General features: G+C 71.2%; 15 protein-coding genes. 4 read left to right on the top strand and 11 right to left on the bottom strand.

Annotation, left to right across the window (positions count from 1 at the left end):
- Positions 1–62: 62 nt before the first annotated feature.
- Positions 63–500 carry a MarR family winged helix-turn-helix transcriptional regulator gene (locus AOJ26_RS22170; RefSeq protein ID WP_053850080.1) on the bottom strand — a complete coding sequence of 146 codons (438 nt, stop codon included), beginning with the start codon at positions 498–500 and terminating at the stop codon, positions 63–65.
- Positions 501–594: 94 nt separating this feature from the next.
- On the opposite strand from AOJ26_RS22170, the gene AOJ26_RS22175 reads away from it, so the two are divergent.
- The gene (locus AOJ26_RS22175; protein WP_053850081.1) at positions 595–2433 is read left to right on the top strand and encodes an ABC transporter ATP-binding protein; all 1839 of its coding nucleotides are present in this window, start codon (positions 595–597) and stop codon (positions 2431–2433) included.
- Between the two features lie 62 nt (positions 2434–2495).
- Positions 2496–3350, top strand: coding sequence for an endolytic transglycosylase MltG (mltG, locus tag AOJ26_RS22180; protein WP_053850082.1), 855 nt, complete (start codon positions 2496–2498; stop codon positions 3348–3350).
- A gap of 12 nt (positions 3351–3362) precedes the next feature.
- On the opposite strand, the gene AOJ26_RS22185 is transcribed toward mltG, so the two are convergent.
- The 5 genes from AOJ26_RS22185 to AOJ26_RS45245 form a co-directional block, all read right to left on the bottom strand.
- Entirely contained in the window at positions 3363–4439 is a 1077-nt protein-coding gene (locus AOJ26_RS22185; protein WP_053850083.1) for an NAD(P)-binding domain-containing protein, read from the bottom strand.
- A 38-nt stretch (positions 4440–4477) separates the two neighbouring features.
- A complete protein-coding gene (locus AOJ26_RS22190) occupies positions 4478–5500 on the bottom strand; it encodes an ABC transporter substrate-binding protein (RefSeq protein WP_053850084.1) in 1023 nt (340 codons plus the stop codon).
- 44 nt (positions 5501–5544) lie between these two features.
- Complete coding sequence (locus AOJ26_RS22195; RefSeq protein ID WP_053850085.1) at positions 5545–6336, bottom strand: ABC transporter ATP-binding protein; 792 nt, start codon at positions 6334–6336, stop codon at positions 5545–5547.
- Positions 6309–7196 carry an ABC transporter permease gene (locus AOJ26_RS22200; RefSeq protein ID WP_053850086.1) on the bottom strand — a complete coding sequence of 296 codons (888 nt, stop codon included), beginning with the start codon at positions 7194–7196 and terminating at the stop codon, positions 6309–6311. Before AOJ26_RS22200 ends, AOJ26_RS22195 begins: the two co-directional genes overlap by 28 nt.
- 126 nt (positions 7197–7322) lie before the next feature.
- Entirely contained in the window at positions 7323–7406 is an 84-nt protein-coding gene (locus tag AOJ26_RS45245) for a putative leader peptide (RefSeq protein WP_313884353.1), read from the bottom strand.
- 122 nt (positions 7407–7528) lie between these two features.
- On the opposite strand from AOJ26_RS45245, the gene AOJ26_RS22205 reads away from it, so the two are divergent.
- Positions 7529–7951, top strand: a complete 423-nt coding sequence (locus AOJ26_RS22205; RefSeq protein WP_053850087.1) for a YjbQ family protein — start codon at positions 7529–7531, stop codon at positions 7949–7951.
- 307 nt (positions 7952–8258) lie between these two features.
- On the opposite strand, the gene AOJ26_RS22210 is transcribed toward AOJ26_RS22205, so the two are convergent.
- The 3 genes from AOJ26_RS22210 to AOJ26_RS22220 form a co-directional block, all read right to left on the bottom strand.
- The gene (locus AOJ26_RS22210) at positions 8259–12338 is read right to left on the bottom strand and encodes a trypsin-like peptidase domain-containing protein (RefSeq protein WP_179200303.1); all 4080 of its coding nucleotides are present in this window, start codon (positions 12336–12338) and stop codon (positions 8259–8261) included.
- Between the two features lie 6 nt (positions 12339–12344).
- Positions 12345–12656 (bottom strand): CU044_2847 family protein, encoded by a 312-nt coding sequence (locus AOJ26_RS22215; RefSeq protein ID WP_179200304.1) that lies wholly within the window; start codon positions 12654–12656, stop codon positions 12345–12347.
- Positions 12657–13145: 489 nt separating this feature from the next.
- Positions 13146–14516, bottom strand: coding sequence for an alpha/beta hydrolase family esterase (locus tag AOJ26_RS22220; protein WP_234358645.1), 1371 nt, complete (start codon positions 14514–14516; stop codon positions 13146–13148).
- Between the two features lie 455 nt (positions 14517–14971).
- On the opposite strand from AOJ26_RS22220, the gene AOJ26_RS22225 reads away from it, so the two are divergent.
- Entirely contained in the window at positions 14972–16417 is a 1446-nt protein-coding gene (locus tag AOJ26_RS22225) for a tannase/feruloyl esterase family alpha/beta hydrolase (RefSeq protein ID WP_053850089.1), read from the top strand.
- Between the two features lie 36 nt (positions 16418–16453).
- On the opposite strand, the gene AOJ26_RS22230 is transcribed toward AOJ26_RS22225, so the two are convergent.
- Positions 16454–17353 (bottom strand): S1 family peptidase, encoded by a 900-nt coding sequence (locus tag AOJ26_RS22230; protein ID WP_053850090.1) that lies wholly within the window; start codon positions 17351–17353, stop codon positions 16454–16456.
- 347 nt (positions 17354–17700) lie between these two features.
- The coding region (locus AOJ26_RS45090; protein WP_159044361.1) for a S8 family serine peptidase at positions 17701–19786 on the bottom strand (2086 nt) is incomplete at its 5' end.

Consider the following 19786-nt stretch of genomic DNA (forward strand, 5'->3'; position numbering starts at 1 on the left):
CCCCTGGAGCAAACCGCGGCCACCCCTCCCGCCGTACGGGACCGGTGGCCGCGGCCTCCTCGTCAGTACTGACCGTCCACCAGCGTGTCCAGCAAGCCGCCGAGGACCACCCGCTGCTCGTCCGTGAGCGGTGCGAGGATCTCCTCCGCGGCGGCCCGGCGGACGTCCCTCAGTCCCTGGAGGGTCTTGAGGCCGTCCTCGGTCAGCTCGATGCGTATCACCCGGCGGTTGGCCGGATCGGGCACCCGGCGCACCTTGCCGCTCGCCTCCAGCCCGTCGACGAGCGTGGTCACCGCGCGCGGCACCACCTCCAGCCGCTCCGCCAGATCGGCCATGCGCGGCGGTGTCTCCCAGTGCGCGAGGGTGCGCAGCAGCCGGGACTGGGCCGGCGTCACGCCGAGACCGCGCTCATGGAGCTGGCGCTTCTGGATGCGGTGCACCCGGCGCGTGAGCCTGAGCAACTGCTCGGCGAGCAGGCTGTCGGAATCCGGCGTGGTCATGCGGGAACAATATCAGGACCTATTTCATTGTGAGCATAGGTAACAATGAGCTAGGCTCCGTCAGTCCTCTCCACCTCACCTTCCGCAGGAGACCATGCCCCGCGATCACATCGACTGGACCCCCGCCCCCGGCACCGAGACCGGCCAACCGCGTCAGGTGCGCCGCATCCTCCGGCTCTTCAAGCCCTACCGCGCCAAGCTCGCCGTCGTCGGCCTGCTGGTCGGCGCCTCCTCCCTCGTCACCGTGGCCACCCCGTTCCTGCTGAAGGAGACGCTGGACGTGGCCATCCCCGAGGGCCGCACCGGACTGCTCAGCCTGCTCGCGCTGGGCATGATCCTCAGCGCCGTCCTCACCGGCATCTTCGGCGTCCTGCAGACCCTGATCTCCACGACGGTCGGCCAGCGCGTCATGCACGACCTGCGCACCGCGGTCTACGGCCGCCTCCAGCGCATGTCGCTCGCCTTCTTCACCCGCACCCGCACCGGCGAGGTGCAGTCCCGCATCGCCAACGACATCGGCGGCATGCAGGCCACCGTCACCTCGACGGCCACCTCCCTGGTCTCCAACCTGACCAGCGTCGTCGCCACGATCGTCGCGATGATCGCCCTCGACTGGCGGCTGACCGTCGTCTCGCTGCTGCTGCTCCCGGTGTTCGTGTGGATCAGCCGCCGGGTCGGCAACGAACGCAAGAAGATCACCACCCAGCGCCAGAAGCAAATGGCCGCGATGGCCGCGACCGTCACCGAGTCGCTCTCCGTCAGCGGCATCCTGCTCGGCCGCACCATGGGCCGCTCCGACTCGCTGACCCGGTCCTTCGCCGACGAGTCAGAGAGCCTGGTCGATCTGGAAGTGCGGTCGAACATGGCCGGACGCTGGCGCATGGCCGTGATCGGGATCGTCATGTCCGCGATGCCCGCCTTCATCTACTGGACCGCGGGCATCGCCCTGCGGACCGGCGGCCCGGACATCTCCATCGGCACCATCGTCGCCTTCGTCTCGCTCCAGCAGGGCCTGTTCCGCCCGGCCGTGAGCCTCCTGTCGACCGGCGTCCAGATCCAGACCTCGCTCGCGCTCTTCCAGCGCATCTTCGAGTACCTCGACCTGCCCATCGACATCACCGAGCGCGAGGACCCGGTCCACCTCGACCGCGTCAAGGGCGAGGTCCGCCTGGAGAACGTGGAGTTCCGCTACGACGGCGAGGACGACGGGCGGGGCCCCGTCCTCGACGGCATCGACATCGACGTCCCCGCGGGCAGCAGTCTCGCGGTCGTAGGCCCGACCGGCGCCGGCAAGTCCACGCTCGGCTATCTGGTCCCGCGGCTCTACGACGTGACGGGCGGCCGGGTCACCCTCGACGGGGTCGACGTGCGCGACCTGGACTTCGACACCCTCGCGCGGGGCATCGGGGTCGTCTCGCAGGAGACGTACCTCTTCCACGCCTCGGTCGCCGACAACCTGCGCTTCGCCAAGCCGGACGCGACCGACGAGGAGATCGAGCAGGCGGCGCGGGCGGCCCAGATCCACGACCACATCGCCTCGCTGCCGGACGGTTACGACACCGTCGTCGGCGAGCGCGGCCACCGCTTCTCCGGTGGGGAGAAGCAGCGTCTGGCCATCGCGCGGACCATTCTGCGGGACCCGCCCGTCCTCATCCTGGACGAGGCGACCAGCGCGCTGGACACCCGCACCGAGCACGCCGTGCAGGAGGCCATCGACGCGCTCTCGGCCAACCGCACCACGCTCACCATCGCGCACCGGCTGTCCACCGTCCGCGGTGCCGACCAGATCGTGGTCCTCGACTCGGGCCGGGTGGCCGAGCGCGGTACGCACGAGGAACTGCTGGAGCGGGAGGGCCGGTACGCGGAGCTCGTGCGCCGGGACGCCCGGCTGGACCCCGCCCAGGGACCCGCGCAACTGGAACCGACGAGCTGAACCGAAACCGACAAGCCGAAGATATGCCTGGTTTGTGACGATATGCGGGTTACCGTGCCCGCATGCACAGGAACACTCCGCCACGGAGCACGATTCGACTGACGCGCAGGGGCCGACTCGTCCTCATCGCGACCGGGGCCGTCGTGGCCGGCACCGCCGTGGCGGTGCCGCTGCTCAGCCTGCGGGGCGAGGGGGAGAGGGAGAGGGAGTCCGCCACCCTGGTGATCCCGGAGGGCTGGCGGGCCGGGCAGATCTACGACGCCGTCGACAAGGCACTCGCCCGGCCGCCGGGCACCGCTAAGAAGTCCCTGGCCAAGGCGCACCTCAAGCTGCCCAACGACGCGGAGGGCAACCCGGAGGGCTATCTCTTCCCGGCGACCTATCCCCTGGAGCGCAACGGGAGGAAGACGACGCCCGAGGCGCTGCTCACGTTCATGGTCGACACCGCGAACAAGAAGTTCAACGGAGCCCCCATCGCGGCCGGCGCCCAGCGCAACGCGCTGAACGTCTACCAGGCCGTCACCATCGCGAGCATCGTCCAGGCCGAGGCGGCGAACAAGGCGGACATGGGGAAGGTGGCCCGGGTCATCTTCAACCGTCTGGAGCGCGGGATGCCGTTGCAGATGGACTCCACCATCAACTATGCGCTGAACCGTTCCACCCTCCGGACGACCGGCGCGGACCTGCGGATCGACAGCCCGTACAACTCGTACCAGCGCATGGGCCTGCCGCCGACGCCGATCGACAACCCGGGCGAGGACGCGATGCGCGCGGCGATCAACCCGCCCCCGGGTGACTGGCTGTACTTCGTGACGGTGAAGCCGGGGGACACCCGCTTCACCAACAGCTTCGACGAACACCGGCGCAACGTGGCCGAGTTCAACAAGAACCAGAAGAACGCGACCGCGACAGGGTGATGTGACGGATCGTCAGCCAGCAGCGGGCTCCGCCGTCAGCAGCCGCCTGATGTCCCGTACGGCCGCACGGCCCGCGCGGTTGGCGCCGATGGTGCTCGCCGACGGGCCGTAGCCGACGAGGTGGACCCGTGGGTCGGCGACCGCGCGCGTGCCCTCGACCCGGATTCCGCCGCCCGGCTCGCGCAGCCGCAGCGGGGCCAGGTGGTCGATGGCGGCCCGGAACCCGGTCGCCCACAGGATCACATCGGCGTCCACGTGCTGCCCGTCGTTCCACTCCACGCCGTCCGGCGTGATCCGGTCGAACATGGGCCGCCGGTCGAGGACGCCGTCCGCGATGGCCTGCCGGACCGCGTCGTTCAGCGGCAGTCCGGTCACCGACACCACGCTCTTGGGCGGCAGACCCTGCCGGACCCGCTCCTCGACGAGCGCCACGGCCTCCCGGCCGACGTCCTCGGTGAAGGGACCCTCACGGAACACCGGTTCGCGCCGGGTCACCCACGTGGTGGCGGCCGCGTACGGGGCGAGCTCCATGAGGTGCTGGGTGCCGGACGCGCCCCCGCCCACCACGACGACCCGCAGCCCGGCGAACGCCTCGGGGCCGGGGTACTGCGCGGTGTGCAACTGCCGCCCCCGGAAGGTCTCCTGCCCGGGGTAGCGCGGCCAGAACGGCCGGTCCCAGGTGCCGGTCGCGTTGATCAGCGCCCGTGTCGACCAGACGCCGTCCGAGGTCTCCACCAGCAGCCTCCGGTCGTCGCCCTCCCGCACCGCACGGACGTCGACCGGACGGCGTACGCGCAGGTCGAAGGCCCGCTCGTACGCCGTGAAGTACTCGGCGATCACCAGCGACGAGGGCCGCTCCGGATCGGCGCCCTCGAGCTCCATCCCCGGCAGCGCGTGCATGCCGTGGACCTTGCCGTACGTCAGCGACGGCCACCGGAACTGCCAGGCGCCGCCGGGGGCGGGGGAGTGGTCCAGCACCACGAAGTCGCGCTCCGGCTCGAAACCGGTGCGGCGCAGGTGGTAGGCGCTGGACAGACCCGCCTGACCAGCGCCTACGACGACGACCTCGACCTCGCGCGTGTTGTTCACCTTTCTACTAACCGTGGCGAGGCCGTGGATCTTCCCGGTCAGCCCTCGGACGGGCGGGGCGCGGACGTCGAGACCGGCAGATCACCGTTGAACCGCGTGTCCACGAAGTCCCCGAAGTCCACCTTCCGCGGGATCAGCTTCAGCGAGGTGAACGTGTCGGCGATCTCCTGCTCCGAGGCGATGAGCTGCCGGTCCACGGCAACCGCGACCCGGGTGGTGTACGTCCGCTGCACCGCGGCCAGCGCCACGTCCTCGGGCAGTCCCGTCTCCTCGGCCCAGACCTTCGCCCACTCCCGCTCATGGGAGTAGACCCACTTGTAGGCGCGCCGGAGCCGCTCCAGGTAGTCGGCGATCGCGGCGGCCTTCTTCCTGTCCTTCAACGCGCTCGGCGCCGCCACCTGGAAGGTCAGACCGTTGGTGACGCCGTCCCCGGTCGTCAGCACGCGGCCCTGCTTCGCCCGGAGGATCTGCGAGGTGTACGGGTCCCACACCGCCCACGCGTCGACCTTGCCGGAGGTGAACGCGGCGAGGGCGTCGGCCGGCTGGAGGTACTTGACCTTCACGTCGCCCAGCCCGAGCCCGGCCTTCTTGAGGGAGGCGACCAACTGGTAGTGGGCGGACGACCCCTGCGCGACGGCGACGGATCTGCCCTTGAGCTGGGCGGGAGCGGTCAGTCCGGAACCGTTCGGCACGAGGACGGTGTCGCCCTTGGACGTGCCGTGCCAGGCCGCCACCACCTTGATCTTCGAGCCGGCGCCGGCCGCGAACACCGGCGGGGTGTTGCCGACACCGCCGATGTCGACGGCCTCGGCGTTGACGGCCTCCAGCAGGGGCGGGCCCGACGTGAACGTCGACCACTTGATCTTGTAGTCGAGGTGGTCGAGTTCCCCGGCGGCCCGCAGGATCGCCTCCGAACCGCCCTTCTGGTCACCGACGTCGAGTGTGAGCGAGCCCTTGCCGTCGGTGTCGCTGCCCGTACCGGCGGACGCGTTCCCGCCGCAGGCGGTGAGCAGGAGGGCGAAGGGGAGGAGCAGTGCGGCGGGGGCGAGGTGGCGTCGCATGGGGGATCGATCCGTTCTGTGAACTCGGCTTGGGGTGGAGTGGTTCAGGCGGCTTCGGTGGCCGTGTCGACGCCGAGGCGCTGAAGGAGTTGCCCGCGGATCTCCGCGAACCGGGGATCGGTGATGTCGCGCGGCCGGGCGAGATCGATCTCCTGCTCGTGCGCGATGGCACCCCCGTCCATCACCAGGACCCGGTCGGCGAGCAGGACGGCCTCCTCCACGTCGTGCGTCACCAGCAGCACCGCGCAGCCGCGGCGCTGCCACAACTCGCCCACCAGACGCTGGGCCTTGATCCGGGTGAGCGCGTCGAGCGCCCCGAACGGCTCGTCCAGCAAGAGGAGATCGGGCTCGCGCACCAATGCCCGTGCCAGAGAGGCGCGTTGGGCCTCGCCGCCGGAGAGCGTTTTGGGCCAGGCGTCCGTACGGTGGCTCAGGCCGACCTCTTCCAGCGCCCGGTCGGCGACCGCGCGCGCCGGCTTGCCGGGCAGGCCGAGCAGCACGTTGCGCCACACCTTCTTCCACGGCATCAGCCGGGGCGCCTGGAAGGCGACCGCCTTGCGGCGCGGGACCAGGACGGTGCCCTCGATGTCCCGGTCGAGTCCGGCGAGGATGCGCAGCAGGGTGGACTTGCCGCAGCCGCTGCGGCCCAGCAGGGCCACGAACTCGCCCGGCCGGACGTCGAGTCGGAGGTCGTCGATGACGGCACGGCCGTCGAAGGAGCGGGTCAGTCCCTCGACGCGCACGGCCTGCGCCGGGCGGGGGGCGTCGGGTGCCGACGGCTTCCCGGACGGGTCGGACACCAGGGGGCTCACCGGCCGGTGAACGTCGGTCGCCATTGCAGCAGCAGCCTTTCCAGGGAACGGACGATGAAGTCGGCCAGCAGGCCGAGGAAGGCGTAGACGATCAGGCAGACCACGATGACGTCGGTGCGCAGGAAGTCCCGTGCCTGCACCATCAGGAAGCCGATGCCGGAGTCCGCGTTGACCTGCTCGGCGAAGACCAGCGCGAGCCACGCGATGCCGAGCGAGTAGCGCAGACCCGTCATGGCACCGGGCAGCGCGCCCGGCAGCACGACATGCCGTACGAGCCCCCACCGCGACAGACCGAGGGACTCCCCGGCCTCGATCAACTGCGCGTCCACGCCTCGGATGCCCGCGTAGACGTTGAGGTAGAGCGGAAAGGTCACGCCGAGAGTGATGATGGCGATCTTCGGGGCCTCGCCGATGCCGAACCAGATGATGAACAGCGGGATCAGACCGACGAACGGCACGGTCCGCAGCATCTGCACCGGCGCGTCCACCAGGTCCTCGCCGACCCGGAACAGGCCCGAGACCAGGGCGAGTCCGGTGCCGACGAGCGTGCCGAGGAGCAGCCCGCCCGCGACCCGCTGGAGCGAGGTCGTCATGGCCGAGGTCAGCGAGCCGTCGGCGATCAGATCACCGGCGACCTGGGCGATACGGCCGGGAGAGGCGAGGACGTCGGGGGCCAGCACGCCGCTGCCGCTGAGGAGTTGCCACAGCGCCAGCAGCAGGACCGGGCCCGTGGTGCGGCGCAGCCAGCGGGGCACGCGGGTGCGGCGGGAGGAGACGGGGACGACGGGTTCGAGGTCGAGGGGGGTGGGCCCGGCGGCATCCTGACGGGGTGTTTCCGATATGTCGGGCACGGGAGAGCCGGGCGGGGCATGGCTGATGCTCATGATGCTCCACAGAGGGGGAGAGCGGCCGGTGAAAGGCACACCTCGACGCCACCGCACCGGACGGCACGGATCAGTGCGCGCGCCGGTCAGCGGAGCGAGGGTGGGGAAAGGAAGGAGAGAAGGGCGTCAGCGGCCGCGGCGACACGCGGCGGAGGCCACCCGCAGCAGGTCGATGTGACCGCGCGTGGTGAGCAGGGCTGAACGCAACATGCGGCCGAAGCTAGCCAGTCGGCGTGTCCACGGTCAACGGTGTCTCGCGGACTGGACCCGCCGTATCGCGGGACGAGCCCCGGATGACGAGTGAATCCGGCGGGAGGGGTGAGGATGGGGGCATGTCAGACGCTTTCACCACCCGAGTCCTGAACGTCGCCTCCGGTTCGTCGGAGCGGATCGTCGACCTCACCGGCGGCTGCGAGGCCTTCCTGAGGGAGGCCGCCGCGGGTCGCGACGGCCTCCTCAACATCTTCGTGCCGCACGCCACGGCGGGCGTCGCGATCATCGAGACGGGCGCCGGCAGCGACGACGACCTCCTGGCCGCCCTCCACACCCTGCTCCCCGCCGACGACCGCTGGCAGCACCGCCACGGCAGCCCCGGCCACGGCCGCGACCACGTCCTCCCGGCGATCGTGCCCCCGCACGCCACGCTGCCGGTGGTGAACGGGGAGCTGGAGCTGGGGACTTGGCAGTCGGTGTGCCTGGTGGACACCAACAGGGACAACCCTCGTCGGCAAGTTCGACTGTCGTTCCTTGCGTGACGAGGGTGCCGACTGTAGGTCTGAAGTCCGGCCATACTCAACATACCTGCAGACCAACGTGAGTAGCGGGGCACAGCGTGGGCGGGTTTTGCGCCCGCGGTCTGCTCCGCAGCCGCGTCGGTTGCGGCTATGCGGCGGGAGGCGTGGGACGTGCGGCGCAGGCAAGGTGCTCGGTCAGTTCGTGGGAGTTCTGGCAGCACCGCTGTGCTCTGCTGGGTGGAGTGCTCTGGCGCTCTGCGCCAGGGGTTCGCTGCGTGCTGTAAGACCTGGGAAGAGAAGTGCCGCTTCTGCAACCCCTTGCGTCCGCTCACCCGCCGTCGGTGTAGCGGCCCAGGTTTCCCAGCGTCAGCGCGAGCAGTCCGTGGTCGAGCCCGACAATCAGCCGCTGTGCCACCCATGTGACGGCAAGAGCGGGATGATGTACGGGAATCTCCTCGACCAGCGCCAGGTCCGCCACGTCCCACAGGCGCACGGTCCGGTCGCTGCCGGCGGTGGCGAGGAGATGCCCTCCGGCACCGGCCACGCTCACCGCGTTGACCGCTCCCGTGTGGCCGGAGAATTCTCCGACGAGTTGGCCCCGCTCGGCGTCCCACAGGCACACCCCTCCATGCGCGTGTGCGGTGGCCAGCGCGGGCCGCCCAGCCACCGGCAGGGCGCACATTGCAAGAGTCTCGGATACGGCAACCAATTTGTGGCGTTGACCAGAGACCGCGTCCCACATCCAGACCGCGCCGTCCTGTCCGTCCGTGGCCGTTGCGACGTATGGCCGCTCGGCGATCTCCACGGGACACATTGCATAGATGCCGCTGTGGAAGCGGGAAAAATGCGTGGTCTCGTCGGTGAGTGGATCCCAAAGCCATGCGCTACCGTCTGTGTGGCCCACGGCCAGGAGCGTTCGGTCACCGACGTGCACGGAACACACGGTGTACGCGGGTTTGAGGCCCGAGCGCCGGGACCGGGGCAATGCGTCCGTGGTGTCCCACAACCACACGGCTCCGTCGTCACCGCACCCGGCGAGGTACGGCCGGTCGAGGTGGCGTAGGGAGCACAGAGCGCGCACCCAGTCGCTGTTGCCCTGTAACGTGCCGACGACGGTGCCGGAGTGGGGATCGCGCAGTTCGGTGACGCCGTCGTCACCGCCGGCGGCGACGAGCGTACCGTCGCTGCTGTATGCCCGGGAGAGGGCGCGGATCGCGCTCACCCGACTGGCGCGCGGCGCGGCCGGGTCCCACAGCCGCACGGTGTGATCGGCGCCACCACTAGCGAGCAGGTCGCGGCCGTTGACGCGCAGAACACAGAGGGAGTCCACGGAGTCGGAGTGGCCCTGGAGGGTGATGGCGATCCGGCCCGTTTCCGGGTCCAGCAGCCGGACCAGGTCACCACTCGTGCTGGCAAGTAGTGAGTGTTCCCCGACCGTGACGGCGTGCAGCGCGAAGGCCAGATCCTCACCAGGGAGTGTACTTACGCACCAGCCGCTGACTGGTTCCCACAGCCGGACGGTCTTGTCCCCGCCCAGACTTGCCAACAGGGTGTGCTGTGTCACCTCCACGGCGCACAGGGCGACGACGGAACCTTCGTGTCCCTCGAGGACACGGATACGTTCGCCGGTGTCGGAACGCCAGAGAACAATGGAGCCGTCCTCTTCGTCCCCGCCCGACGCCAGGAGGGTTCCGTCGCCGACCGCCACCGCGCACACACTATCGACATAGCCGCTGTGCCCCGAAAGGACCGCGGTGCACTGTCCGGCGGAGGGATCCCAGATACGGACCGTTCCGTCCGCGCTCGCGGTTGCGAGGCGAGGGCCGTCGGCCGTGTCGAACGCGCACATGTCGCGGATCGAGCTGAGGTGGCCGCTCAGGTGTCCCGCGGCGCACTGCCGGGACTCGTTCCACAGCCAGACGTCGCTGTCCGCGGCGAGAGCGAGGTAGGTCTGTCCGTTGACGATCAGGCCGCACATCGCCCTGACACGGCCGAACTTGGGTGTGAGGCGTCGTACCGTCCGGGCGGTGACCGGGTCCCAAAGCCGAACGGTCCCGTCGCCGGAGGCGCTGGCGAGGAGGGTGTGGGACCCGGGGCCGAGGGCGCACACAGAGCGGATCTCGCCGCTGTGGCCCTCAAGGACCGCCTCTTCGGCACGCGGGGCGACTGCCGCCCACTCGGCTCGGTACGGCCCTTTCGCCGCCAGAGGCCCGTAGACCTGCCCGAGCCCGTCCTGTGTCTCGGTCACGCTGAAGAGAGCTGCGCGTCGGGCGGGGTCGCAGTCGATAGCCTGGGGCGTCCGGCGCAGGATCTGGGCGCGTTCCCTGGCCGCCCCGGAAAACGCCGAACCGCTCGCCGGGATGAGGCGCCGCAAATCTGCGTGGAGGGCGTATTCCGCCTCCGCGAGCAGCTCATCGATGGCACGGCCGCGGACGGCATGCCGGGGCAGCGAGCGCAGCAGGTACGCGGGCGCGCGGTCCCAGCCGAGCTGTCGGCCGTAAGCGATGAAGGAGCGCGTGAGGGCGCGCTCATCGGCCGTGGTTGAGCCGAACTGTGCGCGATTTTGCCGCAACGCGTCGTTGAGGGCCTGGTGGAAGAGCCGGAACACGCCCGTGTTCTGGTCGTTGACGCCAGTCTCGATGAGGAAGTTCGCGGCCGACGAGCGTGCCAGGGACTGGAGGTGGTCCTCGGTGAGGTGGTGGCCCGTGAGTTGATTCACCGCGGCGCTCCACAACGGCAGCGGGAGCCCTGGTGCCTCGGCGTAAGCCAGGACGCTCAGGGCGTCGGCCGCCGGAGCGCCGTCGACGGTAGGCAGCCGTGCGAGGTATTCCTGTAGTGCCGCGGCGACTGTGGGCGTGAAGGCGATGTCAGCGGGCGCGACCGCGTGGGCGTCGTGCAGGCCGTGAGTGCGAGCGGTGAGCCCGGCCACGAGGAAGTTCGCGTCGGCGAGTTCAGCAATGCGGGCAGCGACCGGGCGTGCGATGCGCTCGTCGCCGTAGGGGTTGTCGGGCCGCTCGTCGCCCAGAAGTTGGAGCGTGGCCATCGTGTACGCGGCGAGGTCCGCGGCGGCGAAGAACTCGGGAGCGTCGAGGTCGATGACGCGGACCGCGGTGCCGAATGGGTCGAGCAAACTGCCGGCATCGTCCCTGCGGCGACTGCCGACCACCACCCTGACGTGCAGATCCGCGCAGGTCTCGGCCAGCGGGATGGCGATGTGCCGTGCGATCAGGCGGGCCTGTTGCGCGCTGGTGGCCTCGTCAAGGGCGTCGATGACCACGATGAAGGGCGTGTGCGCGGAGGTGGGCCGCTCTGACAGCGCGGCCCGTAGCACGGAGGCCAGGTCGCTCGCGCGCTCGGGCGGCGCGGCCGATGCCGCCGTGGCGATCTCCTCGGCTACCTCGAGAGCAGTCTTTCCCTTGGCGTGCACGGCGCAGGAGACCGATCCGATGGGGGCACGCAGGGCGTCGTCGTCCGCCGGGAGCGACGCGGCGATACCGGAATCCGCCGAGGTGACCACACGCCCGAGCACCGCCGACTTGCCCACGCCGGGAGACCCGGTCACCATAAGGACTTTCCGTGGCGCGGCGGCGCAGGTCATCCAGTCGATGATCTCGGTGAGCGCGGCAGTGCGCCCCCGGAACCGGAAGCCCTGTTCGGCGTCCGTGCTCACGCCGCGGGCGCGCGGCTTCCAGTGCCGACCGGCCTCCGGGTCGTCGTCCAGCGTCCAGCCCCACGCCGCGAGCGCTGTTTCGCCCGCGGCCTCGGCCGACCAGTCGGCGAGCAGCGCGATCTTCTGGTCGGGCAGACACTTGTCGGCCTGATGGAGCGTGAAGGCCCGGGCATCACCCGAGCCACTGGCCTGTCCGACCAGACCTACGACCGACTGGTACGTCGGTGACCACAACGCAGCGCCGCTGTAGCCGGGTTTGACGGGATAGCGCGAGGCCGTGTCGAGTCGCACCCACCCGTAGGCGAGCGACTCGCCGACCGTCCCGTCCGAGGAATTGCCGAACAGGTCGCCGTCAGGAAACCCGAAGGCCCACCACGCCTCGCCTACGAGGGCGGACGGCATTGGCCGCCGCAGCCGCGCCGCCGGCTCACCGGAGACCGGCTCCGCGAGTACGAGGACGGCCACGTCCTGCGCGCGGCGCTTTGTCGGGGCGTCCGGCGCGAACACGTCCCGTACCCGGAAGCGCCGGTCCATGAACTGGTCCGACTTGGGGAACGCCAACCACAGCTCACGCGTCTTCTCCCACTGAGGGCAGGCGACATGCGCGCAGGTCAGCACTCGGTGGTCGTCGATGAGAAAGCCGGAGCCCAGCGCCTTCTCGTCGTGCTCCGTGCCGTGCACTGCGGCCACCCAGGCATCGGTGCCTGGACGCGGGCCCGAACCGACAGCGGCGCTCATCGAGGCTCATGCTCCGTCCATCGCCGCAGGACGCCACACCATCGACACCTCGAAGTTCGCGTCCGTCGAGGCCTTGGCGACGAACCAGTTGGCCGTCCCGCTGACCTTGATGCCGAATTTCACCTGTACCTCCGCGGGGCGGAGGGCCGCGGCCTGTTCAAGTACCGTACGGGCAGCTTCCACGGCTGGCCGTACGGCTTCGCGGACCTGGCCCACGATTTCAGCGGTGCCGACTTGGTGGAACTCGTCCGTCGGCTCGATTTCGAACCGGACAACCGTCTCGTCGTCCAGCGCGTACGACACCACCTGATCTGCCATCGCGGGCCTCTCTATAGAGTGAGATCTCAGCTTAAGGCCAAGCTGTCGTGCCGGATGGGTAGTTGGGTGGCCACGGCGTCGCCCCCTCTCGCCCCTGGTGAGTGCCGCGGACCGCCGTCTTGGCGGAGCGCTTGCGCTGCGGCATGTAGTGCTCCTACCGCACCACAGCCCCCCTCTACCGGTGTGGGGCATGCCTGTACAGGCCCCTCCCACAGCAGCCAGCCCATAGGCATCACTCTGTTGTTGCGCACTGACGCGTCTGCGCGACGGCCACGATCGCCGTCACGTTCAAGGTCCTGGCCTCGTACGCCCGGCATCTCGGCTCCGCCGTGGTCATCCGGGGAGAGGGGCGTACGGCGCTGATCTGGTACACGTCGCCATCCGAATAGCCTGGGGTTGCCCGAATAGAGGATGGTGGACACCAACAAGGACAACCCGCAGCGGAAGGTGCGCCTCACCTTCCTGGGCGGCTCCTGAGCCGCCCAGGACCTAGGCCGGGCAGCCGGAATCCGCCACGACGTAGTAGCCGGGCGCGGTCTGCTCCAGGGTGTGCACGGTGAACGTGTTCCACAGGCCCATCGGCTCGTCGGAACCGTTGGCATAGGTGCGGCCACCGCTCTGGTGGGCGCGCCCGGCGGCCGTGTGGTCGTAGTTGCTCGCCGTGTGGCAGGTGGGCGTGAACCCGGTCGTCGTCGCGGTCACCGCTGCGGAGACCGTGCCCTCGGCACCCGCCGGGTCGGCGGCCGTCACCGTGTAGCGGTAGGCGGTCCCGGTGGCCAGGCCGGTGTCGGTGTACGCGGTGGACGTGGTGGTGCCCACCTTCATGCCGCCCCGGCGGACGGTGTACGAGGCCGCGCCGGGCACCGCGTCCCACCGCAGCGCCACGGTGGTGTCGGTGGTCCCAGTGACCGTCAGTCCCGTGGGCGCGGGCAGGGCGCCGGTGCCCGGGCCGTCGCCGTCGAGGCCCCAGAAGCGGGCGGTGTGGTAGCTGGAGCAGATGGTGTCCAGGTAGTACGTGCCGGTGGTGCCGCACTGCTCGGCGCCGCTGCCCGGGTCCACCGCGAGCCCGTGCGCCATGCCGGACACGGAGTAGACCTCGACGGCGGGCCGGCCGGAGGCGTCGTCGTAGGCGGTCAGCGTGGTGCCCCCGCTCAGGTTCTCGGTGCGCGAGGGGGTCTGGCCGAGACCCCACACGTCGGTCCACTGGTCGCGGAGTTCGGTGGCGTTGGCGGGCCGGACTGTGGTGTCGGCCGAGCCCTGCCAGATCGCGACTCGCGGCCAGGAGGTGGTGCCGGCGGGCGCCGCGGCGCGTACCAGGTCGCCCCACTGGGCGGGGGTACGGTCCGGCGGGCCGTACATGCAGGTGTAGGCCGCGGACACGGTGGTCGCGCAGGACGCGGGCAGGCCGGAGTCGACGGCCCCGCCCGCGAAGACGTCGGGGTAGGCGGCGAGCAGGTTCGCGGTCATGCCACCGCCTGCGGACAGGCCGGTGACGTAGATCCGCCGGGTGTCGCTGCCGTACCGCGCGACGGCGTTGTCGACCATCTGCCTGATCGACAGGGCCTCGCCCTGACCGCGCGAACTGTCCGCCGGCTCGAACCAGTTGAAGCAGGAGTTGGCGTTGTTGGCACTGCTCGTCTGCGGGAGGACCAGCGCGAAGCCGTAGCGGTCGGCGAACTTCGGCCAGCCGGAGTGGGCGTAGTAGTCGCTCGCGCTCTGCGTGCAGCCGTGCAGGGCGACCACGAGCGGGGCACCGGGCGGCAGGACGTCCGGCGCGTAGGTGTACATGGACAGGTTGCCGGGGTTGCTGCCGAAGCCGGTGACCTGGGTCAGGCCCGCGGCGGACGCCTGGGGGCCCATGGCGATCAGACTGCCCGTGAGCGCCAGGGCGCCCGCGGCGGCGGTCACCCAGCGGCGGATGCCTCCGACGAGGCGTCGGTCCTTCACGCGGCTGCCTGTCGTACGGCTGCCCGTCGTGCGGCGGCCCTTCGTACGGTGGAACGGAGGGTGCGACTGTCCCATGACGACTGCCTCCCGATGCCCGGGCGGGGCCCGTTGACTGGTGTGGCGTGCATCATCGGGGCGCACCGCTGAACACCGGCATGGGCTGAGCAGCCAGGACCGCGGGAGGCGCTGTGTGAGGGCCGCCCATAGGCACGGTCGTACCAGGGCCGGGCAGCACATCCCCCTCCACCCGGGATGGTGTCCTGCACCATGACCGGCCGGCGGACGGTGGTTGGCCGCCCCATGTCTGGGGGCGGGTGAGGCGCCCTAGTCTCCCGCGCATCCCCGTACGCGTCCTCGGAGGCACATCGATGCGCCTGTCCCCTCGCTCCCGGTCCGGTTCCCGGCCGCACCGGGTTCCCACGGTCCTCGCCGTGGCGGCCCTCGTGCTCACCCCTCTACCAGCCGTCGCCACCGCCGCCGCGGAGCGCCCCGGCGCCCACTGCGCGCACCGCACCGAGCTGCGCGTGCCGGGCGCCGAGTACCAACAAGCGGCGTGTCTCGCCGACTTGACGACCGCCGGCACGGTCGGGACGGGCCACACCGACCCCGCCGACTGGGCCGGACTGACGGCGAAGGACCTGACCGCGCCCAGCGGTGTGCCCGGCGTCCAGATCGACGGCTACTTCCCCGACACCTCCACCACCAACACCAACCACGGCTGGAGACACGACTCCCAGTTCGTCATCCGGCTGCCCGACCGGTGGAACGGCGGTCTGGTGGTCGCCGGCACCCCCGGCAACCGGGAGCAGTACGCCAACGACCGGGCCATCGCCGACTCGGTGCTCTCCCGCGGCTACGCCTACGCCGCCACGGACAAGGGCAACACCGGTCTCGCCTTCCACCGGGACGGCACGGCGCCCGGCGACGCCGTCGCCGAGTGGAACGACCGGCTCACCCAGCTCACCCGGGCCGCCCGGACCACGGTCGCCCGGCGCTACCACCGCCCCCCGTCGCGCACCCTCGTGACCGGCATGTCCAACGGCGGCTACCTGGTGCGCTGGCAACTGGAGAACCACCCGGAGCTCTACGACGGCGGAGTCGACTGGGAGGGCACGCTGTGGCGGTCCGACGGTCCCACCCTGCTGGACTTCCTGCCCCGGGCGCTGCGCCACTACCCGGTGTACGCCGCCGGGGGCGAGGGCGCCCCGCAGGCGCGGGAGGCCCTGCACGCCGCGGGGTTCCCGCCCGGCTCGGAGTTCCTGTGGCCCTACCACCACCAGGTCTACTGGGACCTGACCCAGCGCATCTACCGCGAGGAGCTCGACCCCGGTTTCGACGGGGCCACGGAGGCCGGGACGCCGTACTGCGCGACGGGCACCCCGGCCTGTGACGCCGACTACGACTACTCCGCGCGTCCGGAGGAGGTCGGACGCGCCGTCGCGAGGATCGCCCTGACCGGGCGGATCGGCAAGCCGCTGATCACCCTGCACGGCACCCTGGATGTACTGCTGCCGATCAGTCAGGACTCCGACGTCTACGCCCGTATGGTGCGCGAGGCCGGACGAGGCGGGCTGCACCGCTACTACCGCATCGAGGGCGGCACGCACACCGACGCCCTGGTGGACCTGTTCCCGGACCGGTTGCGCCCCCTCGCCCCCTGCTACCGCACGGCGTTCACAGCACTGGAGCGCTGGCTCGGCAAGGGCCATCGGCCACCGGCCTCCCGGACCGTGCCCCTGCCCGCGGGCGCGGACACCACGGCGTCGGCGAACGACTGCTCGCTGGACGGGCGGGACGGAACGGGACGCCGGTGAGGGTCAAGTCACGTCCCAGCGCCTCCCGTTGAGCCGTCAGTAGACGGACAGCCCGTACGTGTTCAGCACTTCCTGGATCGGCTGGTAGTAGGTGGTCCCTCCCGTGGTGCAGTTGCCGGAGCCGCCGGAGAGGATGCCGATGACCTTGTCACCGGCGTAGAGCGGGCCCCCGCTGTCACCGGGCTCGGCGCAGATGTTGGTCCGGATCAGCCCGGAGACGGTGCTGCCGCCCCCGTAGTTGACGGTGGCGTTCAGTCCGGTGACCGCACCGCAGCGGACACCGGTGGTCGCTCCCCGGCGGCAGACGCTCTGGCCGACGTAGGCGGTGGCGGTGCCCGTGACGTCGACGGCTCCGATGGTGCCGGGGTGCGGCACGTCCGGGTTGGCGTACCGCACCACGCCGAAGTCGTCGCCGGGGAAGCTGGTCGCGGTGGTCGGGCCGATGGTCGTGGTCATGGCCGCGCTGGTGTACCAGGTGGGCATGCCGTCGGTGCAGTGACCGGCCGTGACGAAGTAGTACGCGGAGCCGGCGCGCACGTTGACGCCCGCCGAGCAGCGCCAACCGGACGCGTGGATGCCGTCGCCGCCGGACACGAGGGTGCGCAGCCGGCCGTCGAGCCGCTCGACGGTCACGGCACCCGGGAAGCGTCCGGCGGCCCGCCGGATGCGTGACAGGTCCGATTCCGTGACCGTGGAGTCCGCGGAGACCCGCAGCCTTCCGGAGCGCTCGTCGACGGTCCAGGAAGTCCCGCCGATGCGCAGGGAGCCGACGGCCGCCGCCGCGTCGGACACCGAGCCGGCGGAGGGCGCGGAGCGGACCGCGGGCGCGGCGGCCGCGCCGGTGCCGGACACGGCGAGAGCGGTCACCACCAGCAGGCTCAGCACCGGGGCGATCAGCCGCTGTCGTCTGGTGCCGGTACGGCGTGTTCTGGTCACTGAAGCCCCCCGGAGCGGTGGGTCGGGTCCGGAGCACGCCGTCGCGGTCGCGGGGCGTGCGGTGCTGCTGTGCTGTGCTGCGCTGTGCGGGTGCGAAGGGTGCGCCGGGCCGCGCGTCCGTGGCCGACGCTTCAGTGTGCCCGTCCGCGGCCGGTGCGGGTAGACGGCCTTCGGTCGATGAACGGGTGTGCGCATCGGGGCAGTTGGGGCTCCTGCTTTGCCGGTGCAGCGTTGTCGGTCGGCTGGCGCGGGGTGCGTCCGCGGAAGCCGGACGGACGCCCGGTGCACGTCGGTGCCCGGGACGGCGAGTGCGGACGCCGTCCCGGGCAGGAGTGGGTGGGGAGGGGTTACGGGGTGGTCAGGTAGGCCCTTTCGATCGTCTGGGTCAGCGTGTTGCCCGCCCGGTCGGTCAGCTCGGCGCGCAGCGAGACGGAACCCGCGGTCGCCGGGTGCCGCAGCGACAGGTGCGTGCCGCCGACGGCCTTGGCCGGCTGCCAGCTCCTTCCGCCGTCGTACGACACCTGGAAGGCGAGCTTCGCCGGGCGCTGCCCCGCCGCCGCGCCCTCGACGGTGAACGGCACCTCGAAGCGGGTGCCCGCCTTCGCCGTGCTGTCCAGGGCCAGCTCGGGGCTGAAGCGGACCGTCGACAGCGGCACCGGGGCGACCTGGCCCGCGGCGGCCCTCGCCGAACGGAAGGTCCACTCGGCGTGGACGCGGGTGCTGACCGGGTACACGGCCGGGTCACGGGAGCTGTCGACCGTCAGCCTGTACGCGGTGTCCTCGGCGGGAAGCGTGTACTCGGTGGCACCGAGGGTCGGCGGGATGTCGTAGTCGTCGGCGATCTCCTTGCCGTTCGCCTCCAGCCTGGTCGTCACGGCCGTCGTCTCGCTGAGGCCCCAGTGCCCGGAGCCGTCGCCGAACAGCGGCAGGAAGGCCCTGAGGGTGTTCCCGTCACGCTCGGCGCCGGGGTAGCCCCTGGCCGGTCCGAGGTCGTCGGGGCCGTTCAGGACCGGCCCGAAGACGCCCACGCCGAAGCGCTCCTGATAGGTGTGGCCGGCCCGCCAGGTCCTTGGCATCCGCATCAGGAAGCCCTCGAAGGGCGCGTCCGGGCCCTCGCCCCGGCGCTGCCAGGTGCGCACCGACCACTTCACGCCGTTGTCGAGGACGTACTCGGTGCTGCGGTACGGCAGGTCCCCGCGCATGTCGGTGTAGCCGCTCACCAGCCGGCCGTCCGGCAGGTGCGCGGTCACCTCGGCCTGGACGCGCCGGCCCTCGACCGCCGCACCGACCCGGAGGTCCACCTTGGCCAGTTGCCCGCGCCGGACGTGCGCGGTGAAGCCGTCCAGGAGCCCCTCCCGGTACCAGCCCAGGTGGTAGTGGACCGGCCTGCCCTGCTTGTCCTTGCCGGTCCAGCCACCGGAGTACAGGGATGTGAGTCCCGCCACGGGCTCGTCGGAGCCGAGCAGCCCGAAGCGGGAGCCCTCGAAGGTGGGCAGCAGGAACTGAAGGGAGGCGTCGTCCAGGCCCTCGCCCCGCCCGTACTGGACAGCGACCGCCGCGTCGTCGTTGACGGCCGTCGGGTCCGGCACCGTGATGTCCACCGGCTTCGCCTGCCGGGCGTCCACCGTGACCGTCGTGTCCTGGTCCAGCCGCAGCCTGGGCTGGACCAGCACCGCGTGCCCGGGGGCGGACAGCGCCGGGTGGATCACCCCGGTCAGGAGGTAGTCGGCCTTGGGCAGCCGTACCGTCAGCTCACCGTCCCGCTCGTCCGCGTAGTCGGCGTAGAAGCTGCCCACGAGACCCGCCACGGAGGTCACGGCGTCACCGGTGGCCGCTCCCTGCTCGTCGATGTGCTTGAGCGTCAGGTCGTACGACTCCACCTCGCGGACCACGCCGACCGCGGACCGCACCCGTACCTCGCCGTCGGCGGAGGCGGCCGTCACCGAGCCGCCGAAGCTGCCGTCCACGGTGCCGACGCGGGTGTCCGCGGTGACCTCGGCGCCGGCCTCGCCGCCCGCCGGGACGGTGACGCGCCGCGGGGAGACGGCGAACATGCCCTCGGCGGCGGGCCGTCCGTCCGCCGTGCGGGCGTCCACGGACAGGTCGAGGGTGACCGGTTCGGTGCCGAGGTTGCGGTAGGTGAGCCGCTCGGTGCGCGCCCTGTCGTCGTCGTGCGGCCACTGCTGGACGCCGAAGTCGAGCGGCCCCTGCTCCGTGACGACGCCCTCGTCCAGTGCCCGGACCACGTCGACCCGGCCGGTGCCCTGCTGGTAGGAGCTGTAGGCGCCCGGCTTCGCGGAACCGGTCAACACCGCCTTGAGGCGCTCACCGCTCCAGTCGGGGTGCTGCTGGGCGAGAAGCGCGGCCGCGCCCGCGACATGCGGGGTGGCCATGGAGGTGCCCTCGATCGTGAGGTACCCGGGGATGTCGGAG

This window comes from Streptomyces sp. NRRL B-24085 (assembly GCF_001282115.1).
GTDB lineage: Bacteria > Actinomycetota > Actinomycetes > Streptomycetales > Streptomycetaceae > Streptomyces.